We start from the raw sequence: 23,862 nt of genomic DNA, 5'->3' as shown, positions 1-23,862 counted from the left end.
CTGCGAAAGTTGCGAGGAGCCGAAGAACTCGCGCACCGCCGCCGCCGCCGGCTTGGCGTTGATCAGGTCCTGCGGCATCACCGTGTCGATCTCCACCGACGACATCCGCTCCTTGATCGCGCGCTCCATCCGCAAGAGACCCACGCGGTACTGGTTCTCCATCAGTTCGCCGACCGAGCGGACACGGCGGTTGCCAAGATGGTCGATATCGTCCACCTCGCCCTTGCCGTCGCGCAATTCGACCAGTGCCTTGATGCAGGCGATGATGTCCTCCTTGCGGAGCGTGCGCTGCGTGTCCGCGGCGTCGAGATCGAGGCGCATGTTCATCTTCACCCGGCCGACGGCCGAGAGATCGTAACGCTCGGAATCGAAAAACAGCGTGTCGAACAGTGCCGAGGCTGCCTCGACCGTGGGCGGCTCGCCCGGGCGCATGACGCGATAGATATCCATGAGCGCGGTATCGCGGTTCATGTTCTTGTCCATCGCCATGGTGTTGCGGATGTAGGGGCCGACATTGATGTTGTCGATGTCGAGCACCGGGATCTCGGTGAAGCCGGCATCGAGCAGGTCCTTGAGCGTTCCGCCGGAAACCTCGCCGTCCTTGTCGATATCCCAGGTCAGTTCGTCGCCGGCCTCGACATAGATCGCACCGGTTTCCTCGTTGATGATGTCCCTGGCGACATAGCGGCCGATCATCTGGTCGAAGGGCACCAGCAGTTCGGTGATCCGCCCCTCGTCGATGATCTTCTTGACGGTGCGCGGGGTCAGCTTCTCGCCCGCCTTGCAGATCACCTCGCCGGTGGCCGCATCGACAAGATCGAAGGCCGGACGGGTACCGCGCACACGCTCGGGGAAGAACTTGACCACCCAGCCCCTGTTCTTTTCGAGACGCGCATTGATCGTGTCGTAATAGGCGTCGCAGATCGCTTCCTGATCCATCCCCAGCGCATAGAGCAGCGTGGTGACAGGCAGCTTGCGGCGGCGGTCGATGCGCGCATAGACCAGATCCTTGGCATCGAACTCGAAATCGAGCCACGAGCCGCGATAGGGAATGATCCGGCAGGCAAAGAGCAGCTTGCCCGAGGAATGGGTCTTGCCCTTGTCATGGTCGAAGAACACGCCGGGCGAGCGGTGCATCTGGGAAACGATGACCCGCTCGGTGCCGTTGACGATGAAGGTGCCGTTGGGTGTCATCAGCGGCATGTCGCCCATGAAGACGTCCTGCTCCTTGATGTCCTTCACCGATTTGGCGCCGGTATCCTCGTCCACGTCGAACACGATCAGGCGCAGCGTCACCCGGAGCGGCGCGCTGTAGGTCATGTCGCGCCGCTGACATTCCTCGACGTCGTATTTCGGCTTTTCCAGTTCGTAGCGGACGAATTCGAGAACGGCGGTCTCGTTGAAGTCCTTGATCGGGAACACCGACTGGAAGACGCCCATGATACCCTCGCCGTCGAGCGGCTGGGACTGGTCGCCTGATTTCAGAAACAGGTCATAGGAAGATTTCTGTACCTCGATGAGGTTGGGCATTTCCAGGACTTCCCGGATCTTGCCATAATATTTGCGGAGTCGCTTCTGGCCAAGGAAGGTCTGCGCCATGTGGTGTATTACCTTTCGTTTTCAGCGTTTCACACAGCCGCCGGGCATCGGCCGCGTACCGCTCACGAAATAAGGGGGTCAGGTTCCATTCCCGCCACCGTCCCACCGGCAGCTCCCGAACCTGTCGAACCGCGCCTTAGAGAGGCCCCGCCCGCAGGGCCTCTCTGAGACAGGCTCGGCCGGGCCCGGTATTCGCCGGACCCAGCCTTGAATGCAGGGTTTGCGCCCCGATTACTTGAGCTCGACTTCAGCACCGGCCTCTTCGAGCTTCTTCTTGATCTCTTCGGCCTCGTCCTTGGAGACCTGCTCCTTGACGGCCTTGCCACCGGCTTCGACCAGTTCCTTGGCTTCCTTCAGCCCAAGGCCGGTGATGGCGCGAACTTCCTTGATCACGTTGATCTTCTTCTCGCCGGCGGATTTCAGGATCACGTCGAATTCGGTCTTCTCCTCCTCGGCGGCGGCGCCGGCGCCACCGTCGGCCGGACCGGCCATCATCACCGCGCCACCGGCGGCGGGTTCGATGCCGTATTCGTCCTTGAGGATGGTTTTCAGTTCCTGGGCCTCGAGCAGCGTGAGGTTCACGATCTCTTCGGCAAGTTTCTTAAGATCAGCCATTTTATGGGTTCCGTTTTCCTAGATGTGTTCCAACGTCGGGATGTCAACCCCGCGAGGGTCTCGCGATCAGGCGGCTTCGCCGCGCTCCTCGATGGTGCTGAGAATGCTCGCGATGTTCGAAGCAGGTGCGCCAATGGCCCCGGCGATATTCGATGCAGGCGCGCCGATGCAACCGGCGATCGAGGCGATAAGCTCCTCGCGCGACGGCATTTTCGACACGGCCGTGACACCGGCACGGTCCAGGGCGTTCTCTCCCATGGCCCCGCCAAGGATTTCGAACTTCTGGTTCGACTTGGCAAAGTCCTCGGCAACCTTGGCCGCGGCCACGGGGTCTTCCGAGAAGGTGAGAACGGTCATGCCCGTCAGGTATTCGCCGATGCTCGCGCAGGGCTTTCCTTCAAGGGCGATCTTGGCGAGCCTGTTCTTGGCGACGCGCACGGACGCCTCGGCACCGCGGGCGCGGGCGCGAAGATCCTGCATCTCGGCAACCGTGAGACCCTCGTAGTGGGCAACCACCACGACGCCAGAGCTTTCGAAGATCTGGCCGAGTTCGTCGACCACTTTCTCTTTCTGGGCTCTATCCACAGTTTCACTCCAAGTATGGGGGACTCGCGCCCCCCGGCTCATGTCTGCCGGCGCGTGCCGGCGTTCAGGTCCGCATACGGGGCTGCGCCAAACCGCCCGAGGTCACCCCCGGCCAATCTTGTCGTATCCCGTCTCGGGCAGGATTTATGAACCCGACGCAAATTTCGGGGCACCCACCGTCTTGGACGAAACGCAAAACAGCGCACGACGAATCGCACGCTGAACCGCGAGGTGTCTCTTTATTGGCAAACGCGACATTTGCCAAGGGGCTGCCGGCGGAAACCGGCATGCCCCGGGCCCGTCGTCGGGCGCCCGGTTCGCGTCGACCCGGCGCAACCGAGAAAGCGATTACCGCCGGACGTCCGACAATACCACCGGACCAGAAAAAAGCACGAGGTCCGACAGCAATCCAGGCGAAATTCTGCGGGAAAACCCGGAGCCTGCACCGGCCGAACTCCCGCGCCGCCCGGACCGGCAAGAGGTGCCGCTCCAGTAACTTCCTTCACTTTTTCGTCAATTGACGATGAACTCGGCGTGCAGCGCACCCGCCGCCTTGATGCTCTTGAGAATGTCGATCAGGTCGCGCGGCGAGACGCCGAGGGCATTCAGTCCCGCGATCACCTGGGCGAGCGATGTCGACCCCTCGACCTCGGCGAGGCCGATGCCGGGTTCCTCGGTGATATCCGCGTTCGAACGAGGCAGCACGACCGTCTGGCCGGGGGAAAACGGATTGGGCTGGCTTGCCATCGGCGCCTCTTCGATCCTGAGCGTCAGGTTTCCCTGCGATACCGCAACCCGCGAGATCCTTACATCGTCCCCCATGACAATGGTGCCGGATCGCTGGTCGACGACAACACGCGCCTTGCGCTCCGGTTCGATGCGAAGGTTCTCGATCCGTCCGATCGCCCGCGCGGGGGACCCCGATCGCGTCGATGCGATATCGAGTTCCACCGTCCCGGCATCAAGCATGCGCGAGACCGGACGGCCGAACGACGCGTTGATCGCTTGCTCGATCCTTCCGGCAGTGGTGAAATCCGGATCGCGCAGCGCCAGACGAACGTTGGAGAGCGAGGCGAAATCGAAATCGATCTCGCGCTCCACCCGGGCGCCGGCCGGAATGCTCCCCGTCGTCGGCACGCCGGATACGACCGAGGCCGCCTCGGCTTCGGCGGCGACCCCGCCGGCTATCACCGTTCCCTGCGCAACCGCGTATATCTGACCGTCCGCCGCCGTCAGCGGCGTCATGATCAGCGTACCGCCGAGAAGGCTCTTTGCATCTCCGATGGCCGAAACCGACACGTCGATCCTGCCGCCGGACCGCGAAAAGGGCGGCAGGACCGCAGTGACAAAGACCGCTGACACGTTCTTGGGGCGAAACTGCTCGCCCGTGACGTTCACTCCCAGACGCTCCAGCATGCTCGACATGATTTCTTCGGTAAAGGGCGCGTTGCGGATGCCGTCGCCGGTTCCGTTGAGACCGACCACAAGGCCGTACCCGACAAGATCGTTGCCGCGCACACCGTCGAATTCGACCAGATCCTTGATCCGGATCGGGCTTGCACCGGCAAGCCCGGGACACAGCGCTGACAAAGCCGCCAGAATCAGCAACAACAGGCGGGCCATTACAGGTAATCCGTCAGCTTCATGTTGGCCGCCCTCGCCGTCAGCATGTACAGCAACTCGATCTGCGCCTCGACTTGCTGAAGTTCCGTCGCCGCTTCGGATGTATCGACATCGAGCAATTTCGCCAGCGCCAGCGTCATCGCGTCCCGCTCCGCAGCGATCTCGGTCGACGCAAGGTCGATCTGCTCCTGTGCCTGACCGATACGGGCCTGCGCCACTACCAGCCCCTCGCGCGCGCTCAGCAGCATCTCGCCCGCCGCCCGGGCAAGATGCCTCTGCTCATCCGGCTGTGCGGGCAGCAGGCCCTCGTCGACAAGCGCCGCAGCGGCCATTCCCCGCAGAACATCGCGTACCGCACGGGACGAGACGGTCGTATCGAGCGTGGCCTTTCGATCCGCGCTGACCGAAATGTCGGCGAGCGGGGTTTCGGCGCCGGGGTTCATGAACGTGTTATATTCTCCGCCCGGTGAAAACCAGGCATCCACCGTTGCCAGCACGTCCGCTGCGGTGCCCGCGCCGCTGACAGCGGCACGCAGTGCGTCGAGCATGGCTCCGGCGTCGGACAATGCGCTGCTGTCGCTTCCGACACCAGCGAAGATCGCACGGCCCGCAAATTGCGTATTCAGTTTTTCAACCATCGAGGTGAAGGCCGCCGCTGCCTTTTCACCGGTATTTCCGATCTGGAATTCGGACGCGGAAACCGACATGAGCAGCAGATCGGCCGCCTCGTCGCCAGCGATACCACCAATCGCATCGAGCACCGTCTGCATCGCCCCGGCAGTGCTCGCCGTTTCCCGCGCTATCAGGTCATGGGTGGCAAGCCGCGCGAGCGACTGCTCGATCCCGGTGACGGCGCGGAAATTCCCCTGAACCCGTCCCGCAACCGAGGCGACGCGCCCGGATACAAGTTCCTCGGATATCCTGGCCATATCCGCCCGCAGGCCGGCGTTACGCTGCCGCAGCAGAAGGCTCGTTGTCAGGTCGCCAATCGAAGTAATGGACATGCTCAGATCTCCAGCAGTTGCTGCATCATCTGGTCGATGGCCTGCATCATGCGCGCGTTCGCGGCATAAGCCTGCTCGATCAGCAGCAGTTTTTGCAATTCGTCATCCGAATCCACACCGTTTTCGGCTTCCTTGACCGCCAGCGCATCGTAGCGCGCCCGCTGAAACGCCTGATCGTCCTCGGCCGCGATCTGACCGGTCGACGCGGTGGACAGAATGTCGGAAACGAGCTCTGCGGCAGACCGCGACAGACCGGCAGACAATCCGGACACGGCGATTCTGTCTTCGGCAAGACGCTCCGCACAGGCTTGCAACAACGTGGCGTTGCCGGACTGGCCCGCAGCGCCTGCGCCGATTCCGTCGCGCAGCCGCCAGGACTCTCCGGCTCCGGCGGGATCGACGGCGGAATTTACCGAAATGCGGGCAGCAAGGCCCAACTCGTCGGCCACATCGAACGCGGTATTCCCATCGGTGAACAGGCCCGCCCCGGCGGAAGCTACCGTCGCATCGAGACCCGGATCCTGAAACCGCTCGATCAGGTCGCGTGCCATCGCATCGAGGCCGACCTGAATCCCGGGCGCGATCTCGTCGCGGATGGTAAAAGCTGCGGCAAGCTCGCCCCCGGCGACGGGATCGTGGGTGCCGCCGATACGCAGCGCATTTCCGTTCAGCGTCAGCCCGGACAATGCGCCATCGTCAACCGACATGTAGGGGGTGATCGTGCCGGTTTGCTGAAAACCGAATTCGGCGGCCGTGCCATCCAGCAATATGCCCCCCCCCGTGGTATAGAGCGATATCTGCCCACGATCGCGCGGAATTTGCTGCACCGGAACAATCCGGGATATCCCGTCGACGATCCGCTGGCGTTCGTCCAGTAGGCTCGATGCGTCGCGACCCTGGAGCGAAAGATCGGATATCCTGCGGTTAAGCTCCTCCACCCGCGTCAGACCGGAGTTCAGCCGTTCGACCATGTTTGCAATGTCGCTGTCCGCATCCATGCGCATCGACTGAAGTTCGTTCGACACCGCATTGATGCCGTCGGCAAGCGAGACGGCTGCCGCGGCGGCCTGATCCAGCCGCGAGCTTTCGTCCGGCCGGCTCGCAGCCGACAGAAGCGCCGATTCGAACGCATTGATCCGGTCGGTCAGCGAGCCGCTGTCGCCGGGAAGGCCGATGGCGCTTTCGATGCGCGTCCATGCATCGGCGCTCGCCGCGGACTCTGCCACTGCGGCCTCAGCCTGCCGCCGGTCGCTCAGCGTGCGGCTGTCGACCAGCCTCAGGACGCCCTCGATGGTGACGCCGGCACCGCTGCCATCGAGCGAGCGCGACGACAATTGTATCTCGCGCCGGGCGTACCCCTCGGTCATGGCATTCGCGATGTTCGAGGAGACGACCTCGGCAGCGCGGGAGGCGGCAGTAAGCCCCGACAAGGCATTGGAAAGTGAACTCGACAATGTCATGGACTGATGCCCCCGGATAGTGCTCAGCGTTTGATGTTGGCGGTTTCCTGCAGCATTTCATCGACAGTCTGGATGACCTTCGCATTCGACGAATAGGCACGCTGGGTCTGGATCAGACTGGTAAGTTCGTCGGCGACGTCGGTCGACGATTCCTCGAGCGAATAGCTGACGATGTCGCCGGTCGGACCGTCGCCTGCGTTCCACAGGAAGAACCCGCCGCTTTCGCGCGAAATCTGGTAGGATTGGTTGTCGAGAGAAATCAGGCCGTTCGGGTTCGGAACGTCGACCAGCGGAATCTGGAAGATGACCCGGCTGATGCCGTTGTCGAAATTGGCCGAGACATATCCGTTGGCGTCAATCTCCACCGAGGTCAGGTTGCCCACCGGCGATCCGTTCTTGGACACCGGAATGGGGGAGAAGCCGCCGGAAAGCTGGGTCATCCCCGAGGAATCCCCTACCGCACCGATGGTGATGTCCAGCGGACCGCCGGCGACACTGGCCGAAATCACCCCGCTGGCCGGATCGTATGCGCCGCCACTGATCAGCGTCACCGATGCCAGTGTTCCGCCAGCGGTGCGCGAATCGTCGAAGACAAGCGTGTATTCGCCGATTACCGCACCGCTTGAGGCCGAATCGGTCAGCGTCAGCGTCCAGGTGTTCGTCGCTGGGTCGGTCGCGCCCGCCGGAACGGTCGGCGTGTAGGTTGCCGTGATCGTCTGCGAGGCACCGAGGTTGTCGTAGTATTCCACCGACAGGGACAGCGGATCGCCCGAAGCGCCGGCTTCCGTTTCGGTTGCCGGAAGGTTCACGCAGAGCGTCATTTCGGTTGTCGGTTCAACCGCGGACTGGTTCAGGTTGATCTGCACCGGAACGAGCGCATCGCCGGTGTCGCGCGGATAATTGGGAATCGTCCCGTCCGAGGCCGCCGGCCAGCCGAGCAGCACAAGGCCGCTTGTGGTCTTCAGGACACCGTTCTCGTCGGTGCGGAAGGACCCGGTGGTCGCCAGTTGAAGCGGCAGATCGCCGTTCGACTTGCCAAGGGCGGTCTGGGTGGTGACCGGAATGAAACCGCGGTCGTTGACCGAGATATCGGTTGCGTTCGAGGTCGATATCCGCGGGCCGGCCTGGTCGATCATGCGCGTGGTCGAAACCCCGACACCGCCCGCCGTGTAGCCGCCGTTGCCGGAATCAATCACCATGGAATGAAAATCCGCTTCGGCCCGCTTGTAGCCATAGGTCGACGAGTTCGCGATATTGTCGGAGATCGTCGCCAGACGGGTGGCATTTGCGGAAAGGCCCGCAACACTGGCATTCAGGGAGGAGGATATGCTCATCGAGCACCTTTCTGTTCTGACATTCCAAATTTCCGCCACTATGGGCACAGCCGGCTTAATGCGGCGCTAACGCCGGACGAGCGGTTGCCGTTCAGACGTCGGATCGCAGCAGGACCAGTTCGATCCGGTCGTTGCGCATCGACATCGGGTTTTCCGCAACCGGCTGCCTGTCGGCGAGGCCGGTCACGCGCTCCACCCGTTGCATGCCGATGGCGAGGGAGATCATGTCGCGCACCGTTCCGGCACGAGACAGCGATTCGTCCCACGCGGGATTGTGCCTCAGCACCACCGCATAGGACCGGCTGTATCCCTTTACCGCCACCGGGTTCGATGCCATCAGGAAGACCCGGCCGACCATGGCGACCAGATCGGTCAGCAGGTCCGTCGGCTCGCCGGTTCCGTCCCCGAACAGCGGCGCCCCGTCGAGCGAGAACAGCTCGACCACAAGCCCCTCGTCGGTCAGCCGCGTCACGACGTGTCGCATGGCGTTCTCGGTTGCCAGCAATTCGCCGCCCGAGCCAAGCAGGACCTGCTCGAGTTCTTCCAGCGTCGGTTCGGATTCGCCGGTCATCCCGGCGCTTTTTTCGGATGCGCTGCCATCGGGCGGAGAATTGGGAAGCCGCAACCCGCCCACCCCGTGCTGGGTGAGCGTATCCTCGGTAAAGACCGAATCTCCGTCGAGGCTTCCGTTGCCGCCGCCCGAGGTCCGGCTCAGCGGGATCGTCGGGCTGAAATAATCGGCAATCCCCTTGCGCTGCTTTTCGGTGGTGGCATTCAGCAGCCACATCAGCATGAAGAAGGCCATCATCGCAGTGACGAAATCCGCATAGGCCACCTTCCACGCCCCGCCATGGTGCCCGCCCCCTCCGACAACCTTCTTGCGCTTGACAATAACCGGGGCGTTGGTCCCAACGCTCATTCCGCCACCTCGCTTCACACCCGTATACGGTGCTAGCAGGTCTGCGTGAACGAACCCTTTATCCGGGATCTGGCGGCAATTGCGTCCGTCCGTGCGGGTTCCTCGCGAAACCCGCCTCGCGCACCGGCAGGTGAAAAGTCGAAGATGGCCGCCTGTGCAAGCCGCCGTTGCGGACGAAGCTGCCCTTCGGGCTTGCTCCGCGCGGAGCGCTTTGCACGAACGTCACAACGGGCTCAATACCCTCTTTCGCCAACGAAAACGGATCATTCCCCAAAACGGTTGGATCCGTCGCGCGGACCGGGCGGCGGCGGCGGCGGCGCGGTGTCAAAATCTCCCCGCCCGGAATGTCCGTCCCTGCCCTTGTCGCCATGTCGCTTGGGGCCAAAGCGGATCACCCGTTCGAGACGATCGGCGAAAGCCGCCCGTTCTTCGCGCGACATCCCGGCAATCTGTTCGACCAGCACATCCTGGCCCACGTCGCGCCCCCGCGCCGCCAGATCGGCCTGCTGCGCCAGCGACTGCCGGAAGCGCGCCGCATCGAAAGGATCGGCCCTGAGCACGGCAAGCGATTGCTGCACCGCGCCGGCCCATTCGCCACGATGCCGGCGCAGGTCGTCCTTGCGGCCACCGGCGGCGGCGATCAGCCTGCCGCGCGCTTCGTCGTCAAGCGCGAACATATAGGGCCCGAGCCCGAGCTCGCGCGAAACGAACGACGGTCGCATATCGCCCTGACGCGAGAATTTCAGCAGCGCACCACCCACCAGCCCGAACACCGCGAGGTTGATCGCCAGCGAAACGAACAGGACCATCCGCACCCATCGCGGGCAGCGCGGGCGGTTGGATTCGGCAGGGGTTGGCGTGCCATCTGTCATGTCGGACCGGCTCCTATCCATCGGCCAGAAGATATTCGTAATCGGGCAGCGAACTGTCGAGCGTCAGCCCATGGCTCTGATCGAACACCGCCACCGACAGAGCATCGAGCGATACCGGCGGGTTGTACCCGATCCACAGGCCCACAAACGCGACCCCGACCAGACCGGCAAGCGCCGGCCAGCCGCCGAGCCCGCGCAACATGCCGGCCAGATGCAACCGGCGGGGCGCATGTGCGGGAACCGGCGGAGTTTCAGCCCGACCAGAGGCCTGCTGCGTATCATAGGCATCGGCCAGAACCCGCGCCAGAAGGTCGGGGGAGGGCGTTTCCGCCTCGTCCCGCGCCGCCCCGAAGAACGCTTCAAGGATGCGGTCGTCATGCTTTTCCCGGTCAGCCGTCATCGCTCAACCCCAGTTGCTGCCGCTGCCCGTCCAGCCGGGCGGCCAGCGCGCGTTTTCCCCTTGCCGTCAGACTTTCCACCGCCTCGACGCCAATTTCCATAATCGCGGCGATCTCGGGGTTGGAAAGCCCTTCGAGATGCCGCAGCACCACAGCCTGCCGCTGCCGGTCCGGCAGTTCGGCCAGCGCCCGGCGAAGCGCCTCGGCACGGGCCGCCTCCTGCAGGCGCTCATCGACCTGCGGTGTCTCGTCCGGCGGCTCGATCCCCTCGCCAAAGACATCGTCGAACCCGGTTCCGCGCCGCCTGCGCAACCGGTCGGTGCACAGGTTGCTGGCCACGCGGTAGAGCCATGTCGATACCTTCGCCTCGCCCTCCCGCCACCCCGGCGCAATCCGCCAGAGCCGGAGCATCGCCTCCTGCGCCACATCCTCCGCCTCGGCACGATCGCCGAGCATCCGGCAGGCCAGCGCCAGAACACGCGGCGTCAATCGCAGCGTCAGCATGCGTGCCGCCGCCCGGTCGCCGCCCGCATAGAGCGCCAGGAGGGATTCGTCCGTTCTGTCGGACTCTGCGTCGAGCGGCATGGTCATCCTCTGGCTGGCCTAGCCCCGATCCTTCCCGGAACGCAACATTCACCCTGCGCCATCCGCCCGGCGCAGCGCCGGGCGGCAGCTTCCTGCCCGCGATCACCTGCGCCAGAACGGCGCGCGATCGCCCTTGTCATGATGCCTCCAGCGCTCGCTCTTCTGCGCAAGGGCCTGCTCGGCGGCGGCGAATTCCTCGACGCTGATGGCGCCGTCCTTGTCAGCGTCGAAGCGCGCAAGGAACCGTTCGCCCCTGTTGGCGTTGCGCATCGGTGCCGCAGCGGCCATTTCGGCCTCGCTCACCGCGCCGTCCTTGTCGGTATCGAGCCGGGCCATCATGGACTGGACGATCCGCGCCTCGCGATCCGCGCGCTCGACCTGGATCGCGGCAGTCATTTCCTGAGCGGTGATCCTGCCATCGCCGTCGGCATCGGCGGCTCTGAACCGGGCGGCCCGATGCGCGGCGGGATAGGCCTGCATCTCGGCCGGGGTGATCCTGCCATCGCCATCGGCGTCGATCTGCTCGAAGCCCGGGCGGTCGCCGGGTCCGAAATGCCAGCCGAATGCACTGGCGCTGCCGGCAGCGATCAGGCCGGTGACAATGGCGGTGCTGAGAAGAACGATACGTGTCATGCTGGTTTCCTGCTCCTGAAACTGTCGCGGGCATCTGCCGCATCATGACCCTCCAACGCGGCAGCGGCGCGGTTCCGTCGATGGCGCAACGACTTTTCCCTCATCACGATTTCGCGAGATCGCCCGGGCAGAGGCCTGTGGCGGTTTCGCAACCCCGGCCCCGCGCGGCATGGTGGCGCGACATCAGGGAACGTGGCCTGTCGGCTGCGAGGCGCGAAAAGGAAGACACCGTTGCATCCAGTCGAAAGCCGCCCATCCGGCGACGATGGCGCCGGGGACCGGCCATTGAAACAGGCACTCCTGCGGGGCTGGCGCAGGCGATGTCCGAATTGCGGGCAGGGGCGCCTGTTTTCCGGCTATCTCAAGGTCGCCGATCATTGCGACATCTGCGGCGAGGCGTTTCACCACCACCGTGCCGACGACGGGCCGGCCTATCTGACCATCCTGCTGGTCGGGCATCTGATCGCGGTGATGATCCATGTCCTTTATGCGCGGTTCCATCTCGACCCCGCGACCATGGCGGTCACGCTTTCGGTGGCCTGCGTCGGGCTTTCGCTTTATCTTCTGCCACATATCAAGGGGGCGTTCGTCGCCCTGCAATGGTCGCGCCGGATGCACGGTTTCGGCGAAGGCGCAGACAGAAACGGAGCATGAGGTGACCCCACCCGACGACACGGTCATCCGCGACGCCGCGACGGTGATCCTGTGGCAGCATGGGCCTTCCGGCCCCGAGGTGCTGATGGGCCAGCGCGGCTCCTCGGCGGCCTTCATGCCCGACAAGTTCGTCTTTCCGGGCGGCGCGATCGACGCCGGAGATGTCGCCGTAAGCCTGCGCGGCCTGCCCGACCCGACCTGCCTGCGGCGGCTGGCGATCGAAAGCGACGCCGCGCTGGTGCCGGCCCTACTGGCCGGCGCGATCCGCGAGGTCTGGGAGGAAACCGGCCTGATCCTCGGTCGCCCCGGAAACTGGACAGCCCCCACACCCGACTGGGAGAGTTTCGCCGCGACCGGTCACGCGCCTTCGGCGGAAAACTTCACCTATGTCTTCCGCGCCATTACCCCGCCCGGACGCACGCGGCGGTTCGACGCGCGTTTCTTTCTGGTGCCGGCCGGTGCGGTGCGCGGCGACGCCAGCGATTTCTCGCGCGCCTGCGACGAGCTTCGACATCTGCAATGGATACCGCTGACCGAAGTGCGCCGCTTCGACCTGCCGTTCATCACCACCGTGGTTCTGGCCGAACTGGCACCGCTGATCGGGCGTTCGGGTCAGCCGGCCAGCGTCCCCTTCTGCCGCAACGACGATGTGATCTCGGGCATCACCCGCCTCGGCTGAGTGTGGCGCAGCCTCAGGTGACCAGCACCAGCACCACGATGCTCGCCATCAGCAACATCGCGCCGCAGGTTTCGCGCGGCGACAGGCGTTCGCCAAAAAACAGCGCCCCGGCGGCAAAGCTGAACAGCAGTTCAACCTGCCCCACCGCATAGACATAGGCCGCATTCTGCTGGGCAAAGGCGCTGAACCAGCACAGACTGCCGGCCAGGCTGGCCAGCCCCACCGCAAGCCCCGGCCGCCAGGCGGCAAGCACCCGTGCGATCTGCGCCCGGTCGCGCAGCAGCAGCCAGAGCGCCATCAGAAAGGTCTGCGACAGCGTGACCAGCATCAGCGCGACCGCCGAGACCTCGGCGACCGGGCCGTCACCCAGCGCCAGCGTGGCACCGCGATAGCACACGCCGGCCACGGCAAAGAAGGCACCGCTGCCCAGCCCGAGCACGACCGATGGCATGTCGAACCGAGCGGCACCGCCGGCCCGTGCCGCCGCCGGGCTTTCCGACAACAGCAGCAGCGCCGCCAGCCCGACGATCATCGCCGCAAATCCCGACGACGAGACCAGATCGCCAAGCACGATCCATCCGACAAGGACGGTCTGCAACACCTCGGATTTCTTGAAGGTGATCCCAACGGCGAAATTGCGCCGCGAGAACAGCATGACGACCAGTACCGTGGCGAGGATCTGGGCGATGCCGCCCACCAGCGCAAAAGCCCAGAACCGGCCCGAAAGCGGCGGCAGCCCCCTGCCCTGCGCAAACAGCCAGATCGCGACCGCGCCGGTCAGAAGCGGCGCCGACCACACAAACCGCGCCCAGGTCGCCCCGGTCGCCGAAAGCCCCGCCAGTTTGAGCCGCTTCTGCAACGCGAACCGCAGCGTCTGGAAAAGCGCCGCGGCACAGGTCGCCGCAATCCAGGGTTCCATCAGATTTGCGCCCACATCCACACTCACTCCACACAGAGTTCGGCCCGCTGGCCGTTTTCCAGCAGCACCTCGTTGCACCCGTAAAGCGGCACGATCGGTGCGCAACTGCGTGACCGGGCGAGGCACTCCCCCTCGCAATCCGAGGCACGGACGCAGGGGGCGTTGGCATCGTCCGGTATTGTCAGGCAGATCAGCACCCCGCTGCCCGGCGCGGGCGAAAACCGCCCGCCGCGTGCCTCGCAGGCCGCGCGCTGCTGGTCGAGATATAGCGCGGTGCCCTCGGGCGCATCGGGAACCGGCGCCTTGCCGCCCGGCAGGCAGGCGGTTGTCAGCAACAGAAACGACAGGGCGGCAAAACGGTGCATCGGGTTCCTCCCGGCTGGCATATGTGATCGACCGATCCGGCGCGGCGGCGCCCAAAAGGGCATCGGGGGTTCGCGGTGCGCATTGTCTATCTCCCTCAGCATGTCGGCCGAAAGCGTCGGCCCGACCCCGCCGAGGAAGCGCTTTCGGGGGTCTGGCAACCGGAGGTCATGGTGCCGGGACAAAGCTCGCTCACCTCCGGATCGGAGATTCCAGGGATTCGGGTTCGCATTTCGTCCTCGTCGGAAAGCTTGCGCCCACAGATACGGAACTCCGCGCCGGGGGCAAGAGCGGACCGGGATGGCTTCAATCCGACAAAACTGTCGCGAACGGGCCAGACCGCCCCGTCGCCGGCCCGCCATGTCTTGACCCGCCGAAAGGACCGCCGATGCGCCTGCTGATCACCTTTGCCGCCCTCTTTCTCTCGGTACTGCTGTTGCAGCTGTCCTCGGGTGGCGTGGGGCCGCTGGATGCGCTTTCGGGTCTGGCGCTCGGTTTCAGCCGGGCCGAGATCGGGCTTCTGGGTTCGGCGCATTTCCTCGGCTTCTTCATCGGCTGCTGGTGGGCGCCGCGCCTGATGGGAACCGTGGGCCATTCGCGCGCCTTCGCAGCCTTTACCACGCTTGGCGCCATCGGGCTGCTGGCGCACATGATGGTGGTCGGGCCGCTCGCGTGGTCGGCGATGCGGGTGGCGATCGGTCTCTGCATCGCCGGAAGCTATACCGTGATCGAGGCATGGCTGCAGGCCAAGCTGCGCAACTCGAACCGCGGCAGGGTGATGGGGCTATATCGCGGTGTCGACCTGACGGCGGCGCTCGGGGCGCAACTGCTGATCGGCGTGCTGGAGCCCGCAACCTTCGTTTCCTACAACCTGCTGGCGCTGCTCTGTTGCGCGGCGATCTTTCCGGTAACCCTCACCACCGCGCGCCAGCCGCGCACGCCCGCCGCACCGCGCCTCAGGCCGGGGCTGGCCTGGCGCCTTTCGCCCCTTTCGGTGGCCGGGGTGATCGTGGCGGCGGTTTCCTCGGCATCGTTCCGCATGATCGGGCCGCTCTACGGGCAGGAGGTGGGCCTGAGCCCGAAGCAGATTGCGTGGTTTCTGGCGGCATGGGTGCTGGGCGGGGCGCTGGCACAGCTTCCGGTCGGCTGGCTTGCAGACAAGTTCGACCGGCGCCGGGTGCTGATCTGGCTTTCGGTCGCCGCCGCCGCAAGCTGTCTGGCAACCGTCGCCATCGGCGCGGCGAACAACGGCACGATCCTGATCAACGCGCTGATCTTCGGCGCGACGAGCTTTCCGATCTATTCGGTCGCCGCCGCCCATGCCCACGATTTCGCCGACAGAAGCGAACGGGTCGAGCTTTCGGCGGCACTGATGTTCTTCTTCGCGCTCGGGGCGATCGGTGCACCGCTCCTGTCCTCGGCGCTGATCGGCGCCTACGGGCCGCCGGCGCTGTTCGTCATGATAGCGGCGGCCCATGCCGGGCTGGTGTTCTTCGGGCTTCTGCGGATGCGCGCCCGGCCGACGGTGGCCGAAAGAACCCCTTATGTCTATGCGCCACGCACCTCGTTCACCATCGGGCGACTGATCGGGCGCGAACGCGACAGGCCGCCTGACGGGAAATGACAGCGCCACCCCATCGCCCCGCCGCCGGAAATCGCCGCAGTCAGGCCGCCGCGCTGGCGCTCTGCGGTCGCATCGGCTAAAGCCACCCGCGACACGCAACCGGAGTCGCCCATGTCCCGCATACTCATCACTTCGGCCCTGCCCTATATCAACGGGATCAAGCATCTCGGCAATCTGGTCGGCAGCCAGTTGCCGGCCGACCTTTTTGCGCGGTACTGCCGGGCACGCGGCCACGAGGTCCTGTTTCTCTGCGCCACAGACGAACATGGAACCCCGGCCGAGCTTGCCGCCGCCAGGGCCGGCATGCCGGTCGCCGATTACTGCGCCCAGATGCACCGGGTGCAGGCCCGCATGGCGGCGGGCTTCCGGCTGTCGTTCGACCATTTCGGACGCTCGTCCTCGGTGCAGAACACCCGGCTGACCCAGTATTTCGCCGGCCGTCTGGCCGACAACGGCTATATCGAGGAAGTGACCGAACAGCAGGTTTATTCGGTCGCCGACGGCCGCTTCCTGCCCGACCGCTATATCGAGGGCACCTGTCCCAACTGCGGCTACGACAAGGCGCGCGGCGACCAGTGCGAAAACTGCACCAAGCAGCTCGACCCGACCGACCTGATCAATCCGCGCTCGGCAATCTCGGGCTCGACCGAGCTCGAAGTGCGCGCGACCAAGCATCTTTATCTGAAACAGACGCTGCTCAAGGACGAACTCGATGCCTGGATCGGCAGCAAGACCGACTGGCCGATCCTGACCACCTCGATCGCCAGGAAATGGCTGCACGACGGCGACGGTCTTCAGGACCGGGGCATAACCCGCGACCTGAACTGGGGCATCCCGGTCAGGCGCGGCGCCGAGAACTGGCCCGGAATGGAGGGCAAGGTCTTCTATGTCTGGTTCGACGCACCGATCGAATATATCGCCTGCGGTGCCGAATGGGCCGAGGCACAGGGCAAGGAAGAGGCCGACTGGTGGCGCTGGTGGCGCACCGACCACGGCGCCGACGAGGTGCGCTATGTACAGTTCATGGGCAAGGATAACGTGCCCTTCCACACGCTTTCCTTCCCCTCGACCCTGCTGGGCAGCCGCGATCCGTGGAAGCTGGTCGATTATATCAAGTCGTTCAACTACCTGAACTACGATGGCGGCCAGTTCTCGACCAGCCAGGGGCGCGGCGTGTTTCAGGATCAGGCGCTCGAAATCCTGCCCGCCGACTACTGGCGCTGGTGGCTGCTGTCGAACGCGCCCGAAACCTCGGACAGCGAATTCACCTGGGAGAAGTTCCAGGGCGGGGTGAACAAGGACCTTGCCGATGTGCTGGGCAATTTCGTCAGCCGGGTGACCAAGTTCTGCCGCTCGAAATTCGGCGAAACGGTACCGGCGGGCGGCGCGCTGACCGACGAGGGGCGCCGGCTGATTGCCGATCTCGACACCCGGCTGGCGGCCTATGCCGGCTACATGGACGCGATCGAGGTCCGCAAGGCCGCCGCCGAGTTGCGGGCGATCTGGGTCGCCGGCAACGAGTTCCTGCAAACCGCCGCGCCATGGTCGAGCTTCAAGACCGATCCGGACCGCGCTGCGGCCGATACAAGGCTGGCACTGAACCTGATCCGCGTCTACGCGGTGATCTCGGCCCCGTTCATTCCCGATGCCTCGGCCAGGCTGCTCGAAGCGATGCGCACCGACGATGCGACCGATTGGCCGGACGACATGGCGCAAGCGCTCGCGGTGCTGAAACCCGGCCATCGTTTTGTCGTGCCCGCCGTGCTGTTCGCCAAGATCGCCGACGAGGAGCGCGAGGACTGGGCCGAGCGTTTCTCGGGCACGCGCGGCTGACACGGCGGAGCACCGTTCCCGTCTCACGGGCGCCCGCCCCGCGCGGGCGCTTGTCGCTTTTCCTCGCACCCGGCGCAGGCTAAGAAGCGCCAAAGTCGAACAGCGAGCCCAGACCGATGCCGATGGAAAAGACCTTCAACTCAACCGAGGCCGAACCGGAGATCTATGCCGGGTGGGAAGCCACGGGCGCCTTCCGCGCCGGCGCCAATGCCAGCCGGGCGGAAACGTTCTGCATCATGATCCCGCCGCCCAACGTGACGGGCAGCCTGCACATGGGGCACGCCTTCAACAACACATTGCAGGATATCCTGATCCGCTGGCACCGCATGCGCGGGTTCGACACGCTCTGGCAGCCCGGGCAGGACCACGCCGGTATCGCGACCCAGATGGTCGTCGAACGCGAACTGGCAAAGGACCCCGCCAACCCGACCCGCCGCGAGATGGGCCGCGAGGCCTTCCTCGAAAAGGTCTGGGAATGGAAGGGCAAGTCCGGCGGCACGATTGTCAACCAGCTCAAGCGGCTGGGCTGTTCCTGCGACTGGGATCGCAACGCCTTCACCATGGCGGGCGCGCCGGGCGATCCGCGCACCGGGCACGAAAACAGCCCCGACTTCCACCAAGCCGTCATCAGGGTCTTCGTGGAGATGTACAACAAGGGCCTGATCTATCGCGGCAAGCGGCTGGTCAACTGGGACCCGCATTTCGAAACCGCGATCTCCGATCTCGAGGTCGAGCAGATCGCCGTCGATGGCCACATGTGGCGCCTGCGCTACCCGCTGGAGGGCGGCGAAAGCTACGAGCACATCGACTACGACGACGAGGGCAACGAGCTTTACCGCGAGACGCGCGATTATCTGGTCGTCGCCACCACCCGGCCCGAAACCATGCTGGGCGATACCGCCGTCGCCGTCCACCCCGAGGACGCCCGTTACAAGGGGCTGGTGGAGCGTGGCGCGCGGGTCAGGCTGCCGCTCTGCGGCCGTTCGATTCCCATTGTCGCCGATGCCTATGCCGATCCGGCCAAGGGCACCGGTGCGGTCAAGATCACCCCGGCGCACGATTTCAACGACTGGGAGGTGGGAAGCCGCAACAACCTGCCGGCGATCAACGTGCTGACACCGCGCGCCGCGATGTTCCTGAGGGACAATCCCGATTTTGCCGCCGGCGGCGACCCCGACATGCTGGCGCGCACCATCGAGCGCTACGACGGACTCGACCGCTACGAGGCGCGCGACGGCATCGTCACCGAGGCGCATGACAACGGCTGGCTCGACGGCATTGACGCCGATCGCCACATGGTCCCGCATGGCGACCGCTCCAAGACGGTGATCGAGCCTTATCTGACCGATCAGTGGTTCGTCGACACCGCCAGGATCGTCGGCCCGGCGCTCGATGCCGTGCGCGACGGGCGTACCCGGATCCTGCCCGAGTGCGGCGAGAAGACCTATTATCACTGGCTGGAGAATATTGAGCCCTGGTGCATCTCGCGCCAACTCTGGTGGGGGCACCGGATCCCGGTGTGGTATGACGAGGAGGGCACGCCCTATTGCGCGGCTTCCAAGAAAGCTGCGCACGCGCTTGCCGGCGCACGGACGCTGACGCAGGACCCCGACGTCCTCGACACCTGGTTCTCCTCCGGTCTCTGGCCCATCGGCACGCTCGGCTGGCCGAACTGGAACGACGAGACGCGGAAGTACTTCCCCACCGACGTGCTGGTCACCGGGCAGGATATCCTGTTCTTTTGGGTTGCCCGGATGATGATGATGCAGCTTGCCGTGGTGGACGAGGTCCCCTTCCACACCGTCTATCTCCACGGTCTGGTGCGCGACGCCAGGGGCAAGAAGATGTCGAAATCGACCGGCAACGTGGTGGACCCGCTGGAGATCATCGACGAATACGGCGCCGATGCGCTGCGTTTCACCAATGCGGCGATGGCAAGCCTCGGCGGGGTGCTGAAGCTCGACATGGCGCGCATCGCCGGCTACCGCAATTTCGGCACCAAGCTGTGGAACGCCGCCCGCTTTGCCGAGATGAACGGCGTGTTCGACGCCGGCATCGCCCCGCTCGACCCGGCCACCCGCCCGCAGGCCACCGTCAACCGCTGGATCGTCGGCGAAACCGCCTGGGTGCTGGAAAGGGTCGACGAGGCGTTGGCCGACTACCGGTTCAACGATGCGGCCAACGCGCTTTACGCCTTTGTCTGGGGCAAGGTCTGCGACTGGTACGTGGAATTCGCCAAGCCGCTGCTCGCAGGCGAGAACGAGGCGCTCAAGGCCGAAACCCGCGCCACCATGCGCTGGGTGCTCGAACAATCGATCATCATGCTGCACCCGATCATGCCCTTCATCACCGAGGATCTCTGGCAGTCGCTGGGCTGCGGCGACCGGATGCTGGCGGTGACAGACTGGCCCACGTTCACAACAGTCGGCCTGGCCGACCCGGCGGCGGAGGCCGAAATGAACTGGGTGATTTCGTTGATCGAGGGCGTGCGCTCGGCCCGGGCGCAGGTGCGGGTGCCGGCGGGATTGCAGGTGCCGATGGTCCACACCGGGATGAGCGATCAGGCGCAGGCGGCCTGGGACATGAATGAGGCGCTGATCCGGCGCATCGCCCGTATCGACAGCCTTGCCGCGCATGACGCGATGCCGCGCGGCTGCATCACCATCGCCGTGCCCGGGGCGACCTTTGGCCTGCCGGTGGCCGAAATCATCGACGTGGCCGAGGAAAGGACACGGCTGGAAAAGAGCCTCGCCAAGCTCGACAAGGAGATAGGCGGGCTCGCCTGGCGGCTGGAAAACCCCAAGTTCATCGAAAGCGCCCCCGAGGAGGTGGTGGACGAAGTGCGCGACAACCTTGCCGAGCGCAGCTCCGAACGCACGCGGCTGGCCGAGGCGCTGGAACGGCTTTCCGAACTGCTCTGACCCGCGTGCCGCGGCCCTGTGGCATGATGTTGCAGTAGCGAAAACTCCGGAGCACCGCGATTCCGATCAGGCGGAAACCCGTCGTCCGCCGGAATTTGCGCCGGCATCATCGCGACGGGGGTGGACGGGGGTGCCGGTGCACGTCCGGCGCTCCTTTCCCGGCCTATCGTCTGCGCAAGGCGCCGGTCACGACCGAAAACCCGAACAACACCGCCGCGATGCAGACGATCGTCGGGCCGGTGGGCGTGTCGAACCGGTACGAGGCGGCAAGACCGCCGAGCGCCGCGGTACAGCCGATGGCGACCGCGCTCAGCGCCATGCGCTCGGGTGTGGTGGCGAACCCGCGTGCGGCGGCGGCGGGAATGATCAGCAGCGACCCGATCAGCAGCACACCCACCACCTTGATCGCCACGGCGACCGTCAGGGCAAGACCGAGCGTCAGCACCATCCGTTCGCGCCGCGGGTCGATGCCCGCCGCCGTGGCAAGATCCTCGCCGACGGTGGCGGTCAGCAATGCCGACCAGCGCCACCAGACCAGTCCCAGAACCAGCGCCGCGCCCCCCCATATCAGCCCCAGATCGCCGCGCGAGACGGCGAGGATGTCGCCGACCAGATAGCCCATCAGGTCGATCCGGATCCCCGAGAGGAACGACACGGCGACCAGACCGGCGGCCAGTGCCGAATGGGCCAGCACCCCCAGCAGCGTGTCGGCGGCAAAGCCCCGGCCGGCCAGCGCCGAGACGGTGGTACCCATCATCAGCGCGGCAATCAGCACGCCGCCGAAGATCGACACGTCGAAGGCCAGCGCCAGCGCGACGCCCAGCATGGCCGCATGCGCGGTGGCATCGCCGAAATAGGCCATCCGGCGCCAGACGACAAAGCAGCCCAGCGGCGCGGCAGCAAGCGCGGTACCGACCCCGGCAAGGGCGGCGCGAAACAGGAAATCATCGAACATCAGACGGCGTGGTCCAGCTGGTGAGAATCGGGCTGCGGATGGTCGTGGTCATGCGCGTGATCGTGGGTATGCCGGTAAAGCGCCAGCGCACCATGGGTGCCGGTGCCGAAAAGCGCGCGGTATTCCGGCGCCGAGGCCACAACCTCGGGCGTGCCATGGCAGCAGACATGGCGGTTGAGGCAGATCACACGGTCGGAGGCGCTCATCACCACATGCAACTCGTGGCTTATCATCAGCACGGCGCAGCCGGTTTCGGCCCGGATTTCGGCAATTCTGGTGTAGAAGGCCGCCGAGCCCTGCTGATCGAGCCCCTGGGTGGGTTCGTCCAGCATCAGGATGTCGGGCTCCTCCAGAATGGCGCGGGCCAGAAGAACGCGCTGGAACTGGCCCCCCGAAAGGTCGGCCATCTGCCGGCGGTGCAGATCGGGCAGCCCGGCATGATGCAGCGCCTCCGCTACCCGCTCCGGCGCCCGCCGCGCCGGCAGGCTGACGAAGCGCTCGACGGTGATCGGCAGGGTCGGGTCGATATGCAGCTTTTGCGGCACATAGCCGATCCGCAGCCCCGGCGCGCGCCGCAGGCTGCCCGAGGATGGCCTGACGGCGCCGATCAGCGTCCGGAGCAGGGTCGACTTGCCAGAGCCGTTCGGGCCGACGACGGTCACGATCTCACCGCGCCGGATATCGAAATCGACATCGCGCAGGACCTCGTTCCTGCCGCGCCATACCGTCAGACCGCGACCCGAAATCAGTACGTCCGGTTCCATCACGGCGCCTCTCCCTGCCGGCAGGCGGTGCAAAGCCCCTCTGCCTCGACAAGTACCCGTTCGATCCGGAAGCCCGAATCCGCCGCCGCCTGTTCCAGAATCCGCCGCGCCGGAACCGACACCGTTTCGGCCACCTTGCTGCAGGACCGGCAGATCAGAAAGCCGGGAATGTGATCCTCGCCAGGACGGGCACAGGCGACAAAGGCGTTCAGCCCCTCGATACGGTGGGCAAATCCCTGACCCACCAGAAAATCCAGTGCCCGGTAGGCGGCAGGCGGCTGCGAGCCCAACCCGTCCTGCTGCAACCGCTCCAGCACCTCGTAAGCCCCCATCGCCCGGTGCTCTTCAAGCAGTATTTCCAGCGCCCGGCGCCGGACGGGCGTGAAGCGCAGGCCCGCATCGCGACAGCGCGCTTCGGCGGCGGCCATGGCGCTGGCGGTGCAGGCGGCGTGATCGTGCTCGGCAAAGCCGACAGGTTCGGTCATCTCGGGCGGCCGTGTCATCGTAAAGGCTCCCTTGTAATGTTATAGTGTATCAAATATGGCATTATGGCAGAAATGAAAAGGACCTGACAGATGACAAGAATCTCCCATGCCATCGCGGCTGCCGCGGCAATGCTCTGCTCCGCCGCCCAGGCCGAGGTGCCCAGGGTCGTAGTCGATTTCGCGCCGGTTCAGTCGCTCGCCGCCCAGGTGATGGGGGAACTGGGCACGCCCGTGTCATTGCTGCCCCCCGGCGCCTCGCCGCACGATCATTCGATGCGCCCGTCCGATGCGGGCGCGCTCGATTCCGCCGATGCCGTCTTCTGGGTCGGGCCGGAACTGACCCCGTGGCTGGAGCGTTCGCTGCAAACGCTGGGCGCCGGGGCAGAAATCGTCACCCTGACCGATGTGCCGGGGGTGATGCTGCTCGAATTCCGCGAGCAGGTGCATTTTGGCGCAGAGGAAGACGAAGATCACGAGGGTCATGAGGACGGGCACGACCACGCGGACGACCACGATCACGATGACCACGATCACGAAGGCCACGATCACAGCGGGACCGACCCCCATGCATGGCTGGACCCCGGGAACGCCTCGGTCTGGATCGGCGCGATCGCCGAAACGCTGTCCCGGCTCGATCCGGAAAATGCGGCGATCTACGCGGAAAACGCGGCATCGGCGCAAAGCCGCCTGGCCGCGCAGGTAGCGGAAATCGCGGCGGAGCTTGCACCGCTGCGCGACCTGCGCTTTGTCGTCTTCCACGATGCCTATCAGTATTTCGAACACCGCTTCGGTTTGTCGGCGGTCGGGGCGATATCGCTTGGCGATGCCCGGTCGCCAAGCGCCGCCCGGCTTTCGGCAGTGCGCGACCTGGTGCGCGCGCAAAACGTGAATTGCGTGGCAAGCGAGCCGCAGTTCGACCCCGATCTCGTTGCCGCCGTCACAGAGGGAACCGGCGCCCGCACGACGGTGCTCGACCCGGTCGCGACAAGCCAGCCGCCGGGCCCGGACTTTTACCAAGCGCTGCTTCGCGGGCTTGCC

The 23,862-nt window shown here is 65.4% G+C and carries 21 protein-coding genes and 2 pseudogenes; 6 read left to right on the top strand and 17 right to left on the bottom strand.

Going from position 1 to position 23,862, the window contains the following annotated elements; genetic code table 11:
* From ACK5IR_RS04745 to ACK5IR_RS04690, 12 genes and pseudogenes are all read right to left on the bottom strand, one after another.
* A pseudogene (locus tag ACK5IR_RS04745) lies at positions 1 to 1,599 on the bottom strand (DNA-directed RNA polymerase subunit beta); the annotation flags it as partial.
* 231 nt (positions 1,600 to 1,830) lie between these two features.
* Positions 1,831 to 2,214: a 50S ribosomal protein L7/L12 gene (gene rplL, locus ACK5IR_RS04740; RefSeq protein WP_416926432.1), complete on the bottom strand. Its 384-nt coding sequence runs from the start codon at positions 2,212 to 2,214 to the stop codon at positions 1,831 to 1,833.
* A 66-nt stretch (positions 2,215 to 2,280) separates the two neighbouring features.
* On the bottom strand, positions 2,281 to 2,799 hold the full coding sequence (gene rplJ, locus ACK5IR_RS04735) for a 50S ribosomal protein L10 (protein ID WP_416926430.1): 519 nt from the start codon (positions 2,797 to 2,799) through the stop codon (positions 2,281 to 2,283).
* Positions 2,800 to 3,312: 513 nt separating this feature from the next.
* Complete coding sequence (locus ACK5IR_RS04730) at positions 3,313 to 4,422, bottom strand: flagellar basal body P-ring protein FlgI (protein ID WP_416926428.1); 1,110 nt, start codon at positions 4,420 to 4,422, stop codon at positions 3,313 to 3,315.
* Positions 4,422 to 5,426 (bottom strand): flagellin, encoded by a 1,005-nt coding sequence (locus tag ACK5IR_RS04725; protein WP_416926426.1) that lies wholly within the window; start codon positions 5,424 to 5,426, stop codon positions 4,422 to 4,424. The genes ACK5IR_RS04730 and ACK5IR_RS04725 overlap by 1 nt, the downstream gene beginning before the upstream one ends.
* Before the next feature lie 2 nt (positions 5,427 to 5,428).
* Positions 5,429 to 6,886: a flagellar hook-associated protein FlgK gene (gene flgK, locus ACK5IR_RS04720; protein ID WP_416926424.1), complete on the bottom strand. Its 1,458-nt coding sequence runs from the start codon at positions 6,884 to 6,886 to the stop codon at positions 5,429 to 5,431.
* A 23-nt stretch (positions 6,887 to 6,909) separates the two neighbouring features.
* Positions 6,910 to 8,220: a flagellar hook protein FlgE gene (locus ACK5IR_RS04715; protein ID WP_416926422.1), complete on the bottom strand. Its 1,311-nt coding sequence runs from the start codon at positions 8,218 to 8,220 to the stop codon at positions 6,910 to 6,912.
* Between the two features lie 91 nt (positions 8,221 to 8,311).
* On the bottom strand, positions 8,312 to 9,139 hold the full coding sequence (locus ACK5IR_RS04710; RefSeq protein WP_416926420.1) for a flagellar motor protein MotB: 828 nt from the start codon (positions 9,137 to 9,139) through the stop codon (positions 8,312 to 8,314).
* Positions 9,140 to 9,402: 263 nt separating this feature from the next.
* Positions 9,403 to 10,011, bottom strand: coding sequence for a periplasmic heavy metal sensor (locus ACK5IR_RS04705; protein ID WP_416926418.1), 609 nt, complete (start codon positions 10,009 to 10,011; stop codon positions 9,403 to 9,405).
* A gap of 13 nt (positions 10,012 to 10,024) precedes the next feature.
* On the bottom strand, positions 10,025 to 10,411 hold the full coding sequence (locus tag ACK5IR_RS04700) for a hypothetical protein (protein WP_416926417.1): 387 nt from the start codon (positions 10,409 to 10,411) through the stop codon (positions 10,025 to 10,027).
* The gene (locus ACK5IR_RS04695) at positions 10,401 to 11,000 is read right to left on the bottom strand and encodes an RNA polymerase sigma factor (RefSeq protein ID WP_416926415.1); all 600 of its coding nucleotides are present in this window, start codon (positions 10,998 to 11,000) and stop codon (positions 10,401 to 10,403) included. Before ACK5IR_RS04695 ends, ACK5IR_RS04700 begins: the two co-directional genes overlap by 11 nt.
* A 96-nt stretch (positions 11,001 to 11,096) precedes the next feature.
* Positions 11,097 to 11,627, bottom strand: coding sequence for an EF-hand domain-containing protein (locus ACK5IR_RS04690; protein ID WP_416926413.1), 531 nt, complete (start codon positions 11,625 to 11,627; stop codon positions 11,097 to 11,099).
* 285 nt (positions 11,628 to 11,912) lie between these two features.
* Between ACK5IR_RS04690 and ACK5IR_RS04685 the strand changes: the two genes are divergently transcribed.
* Positions 11,913 to 12,281, top strand: a complete 369-nt coding sequence (locus tag ACK5IR_RS04685) for a DUF983 domain-containing protein (RefSeq protein WP_416926411.1) — start codon at positions 11,913 to 11,915, stop codon at positions 12,279 to 12,281.
* Position 12,282: 1 nt separating this feature from the next.
* Positions 12,283 to 12,960, top strand: a complete 678-nt coding sequence (locus ACK5IR_RS04680) for an NUDIX hydrolase (protein WP_416926409.1) — start codon at positions 12,283 to 12,285, stop codon at positions 12,958 to 12,960.
* A gap of 13 nt (positions 12,961 to 12,973) precedes the next feature.
* On the opposite strand, the gene ACK5IR_RS04675 is transcribed toward ACK5IR_RS04680, so the two are convergent.
* Positions 12,974 to 13,879, bottom strand: coding sequence for an EamA family transporter (locus tag ACK5IR_RS04675; protein ID WP_416926407.1), 906 nt, complete (start codon positions 13,877 to 13,879; stop codon positions 12,974 to 12,976).
* A 23-nt stretch (positions 13,880 to 13,902) separates the two neighbouring features.
* On the bottom strand, positions 13,903 to 14,244 hold the full coding sequence (locus tag ACK5IR_RS04670) for a hypothetical protein (protein WP_416926405.1): 342 nt from the start codon (positions 14,242 to 14,244) through the stop codon (positions 13,903 to 13,905).
* Positions 14,245 to 14,630: 386 nt separating this feature from the next.
* Between ACK5IR_RS04670 and ACK5IR_RS04665 the strand changes: the two genes are divergently transcribed.
* The 3 genes from ACK5IR_RS04665 (at position 14,631) to ACK5IR_RS04655 (ending at position 20,620) form a co-directional block, all read left to right on the top strand.
* Positions 14,631 to 15,866, top strand: coding sequence for an MFS transporter (locus ACK5IR_RS04665; RefSeq protein WP_416926403.1), 1,236 nt, complete (start codon positions 14,631 to 14,633; stop codon positions 15,864 to 15,866).
* A 111-nt stretch (positions 15,867 to 15,977) separates the two neighbouring features.
* Entirely contained in the window at positions 15,978 to 17,699 is a 1,722-nt protein-coding gene (gene metG, locus ACK5IR_RS04660) for a methionine--tRNA ligase (protein ID WP_416926401.1), read from the top strand.
* Positions 17,700 to 17,815: 116 nt separating this feature from the next.
* Positions 17,816 to 20,620, top strand: coding sequence for a valine--tRNA ligase (locus tag ACK5IR_RS04655; RefSeq protein WP_416926399.1), 2,805 nt, complete (start codon positions 17,816 to 17,818; stop codon positions 20,618 to 20,620).
* 163 nt (positions 20,621 to 20,783) lie between these two features.
* Here ACK5IR_RS04655 and ACK5IR_RS04650 read toward each other — a convergent pair whose 3' ends face one another.
* Genes ACK5IR_RS04650 through ACK5IR_RS04640 form a run of 3 tightly spaced genes read right to left on the bottom strand, consistent with a single transcriptional unit; the run spans position 20,784 to position 22,842 of the window.
* The gene (locus tag ACK5IR_RS04650; RefSeq protein ID WP_416926397.1) at positions 20,784 to 21,575 is read right to left on the bottom strand and encodes a metal ABC transporter permease; all 792 of its coding nucleotides are present in this window, start codon (positions 21,573 to 21,575) and stop codon (positions 20,784 to 20,786) included.
* On the bottom strand, positions 21,575 to 22,339 hold the full coding sequence (locus ACK5IR_RS04645; protein WP_416926395.1) for a metal ABC transporter ATP-binding protein: 765 nt from the start codon (positions 22,337 to 22,339) through the stop codon (positions 21,575 to 21,577). Before ACK5IR_RS04645 ends, ACK5IR_RS04650 begins: the two co-directional genes overlap by 1 nt.
* Positions 22,339 to 22,842, bottom strand: a complete 504-nt coding sequence (locus ACK5IR_RS04640) for a Fur family transcriptional regulator (RefSeq protein WP_416926393.1) — start codon at positions 22,840 to 22,842, stop codon at positions 22,339 to 22,341. Before ACK5IR_RS04640 ends, ACK5IR_RS04645 begins: the two co-directional genes overlap by 1 nt.
* A gap of 72 nt (positions 22,843 to 22,914) precedes the next feature.
* Between ACK5IR_RS04640 and ACK5IR_RS04635 the strand changes: the two are divergent.
* A pseudogene (locus ACK5IR_RS04635) lies at positions 22,915 to 23,817 on the top strand (zinc ABC transporter substrate-binding protein); the annotation flags it as partial.
* Positions 23,818 to 23,862 lie beyond the last annotated feature (45 nt).

It is taken from the genome of Tropicimonas sp., from assembly GCF_047971885.1.
Taxonomy (GTDB): Bacteria; Pseudomonadota; Alphaproteobacteria; order Rhodobacterales; family Rhodobacteraceae; genus Tropicimonas.
This window is presented reverse-complemented; position numbering and strand designations above follow the sequence as displayed.

Excerpts from the sequence above, each read along its gene's own strand:
- ACK5IR_RS04710 (WP_416926420.1), bottom strand. The coding sequence starts at position 9,139 with ATGAGCGTTGGGACCAACGCCCCGGTTATTGTCAAGCGCAAGAAGGTT.
- metG (WP_416926401.1), top strand. The coding sequence starts at position 15,978 with ATGTCCCGCATACTCATCACTTCGGCCCTGCCCTATATCAACGGGATC.
- ACK5IR_RS04655 (WP_416926399.1), top strand. The coding sequence starts at position 17,816 with ATGCCGATGGAAAAGACCTTCAACTCAACCGAGGCCGAACCGGAGATC.
- ACK5IR_RS04730 (WP_416926428.1), bottom strand. The coding sequence starts at position 4,422 with ATGGCCCGCCTGTTGTTGCTGATTCTGGCGGCTTTGTCAGCGCTGTGT.
- ACK5IR_RS04700 (WP_416926417.1), bottom strand. The coding sequence starts at position 10,411 with ATGACGGCTGACCGGGAAAAGCATGACGACCGCATCCTTGAAGCGTTC.
- ACK5IR_RS04640 (WP_416926393.1), bottom strand. The coding sequence starts at position 22,842 with ATGACACGGCCGCCCGAGATGACCGAACCTGTCGGCTTTGCCGAGCAC.
- ACK5IR_RS04665 (WP_416926403.1), top strand. The coding sequence starts at position 14,631 with ATGCGCCTGCTGATCACCTTTGCCGCCCTCTTTCTCTCGGTACTGCTG.
- ACK5IR_RS04695 (WP_416926415.1), bottom strand. The coding sequence starts at position 11,000 with ATGACCATGCCGCTCGACGCAGAGTCCGACAGAACGGACGAATCCCTC.
- ACK5IR_RS04705 (WP_416926418.1), bottom strand. The coding sequence starts at position 10,011 with ATGACAGATGGCACGCCAACCCCTGCCGAATCCAACCGCCCGCGCTGC.
- ACK5IR_RS04675 (WP_416926407.1), bottom strand. The coding sequence starts at position 13,879 with ATGGAACCCTGGATTGCGGCGACCTGTGCCGCGGCGCTTTTCCAGACG.
- flgK (WP_416926424.1), bottom strand. The coding sequence starts at position 6,886 with ATGACATTGTCGAGTTCACTTTCCAATGCCTTGTCGGGGCTTACTGCC.
- ACK5IR_RS04715 (WP_416926422.1), bottom strand. The coding sequence starts at position 8,220 with ATGAGCATATCCTCCTCCCTGAATGCCAGTGTTGCGGGCCTTTCCGCA.
- ACK5IR_RS04670 (WP_416926405.1), bottom strand. The coding sequence starts at position 14,244 with ATGCACCGTTTTGCCGCCCTGTCGTTTCTGTTGCTGACAACCGCCTGC.
- rplL (WP_416926432.1), bottom strand. The coding sequence starts at position 2,214 with ATGGCTGATCTTAAGAAACTTGCCGAAGAGATCGTGAACCTCACGCTG.
- ACK5IR_RS04690 (WP_416926413.1), bottom strand. The coding sequence starts at position 11,627 with ATGACACGTATCGTTCTTCTCAGCACCGCCATTGTCACCGGCCTGATC.
- ACK5IR_RS04650 (WP_416926397.1), bottom strand. The coding sequence starts at position 21,575 with ATGTTCGATGATTTCCTGTTTCGCGCCGCCCTTGCCGGGGTCGGTACC.
- ACK5IR_RS04645 (WP_416926395.1), bottom strand. The coding sequence starts at position 22,339 with ATGGAACCGGACGTACTGATTTCGGGTCGCGGTCTGACGGTATGGCGC.
- ACK5IR_RS04725 (WP_416926426.1), bottom strand. The coding sequence starts at position 5,426 with ATGTCCATTACTTCGATTGGCGACCTGACAACGAGCCTTCTGCTGCGG.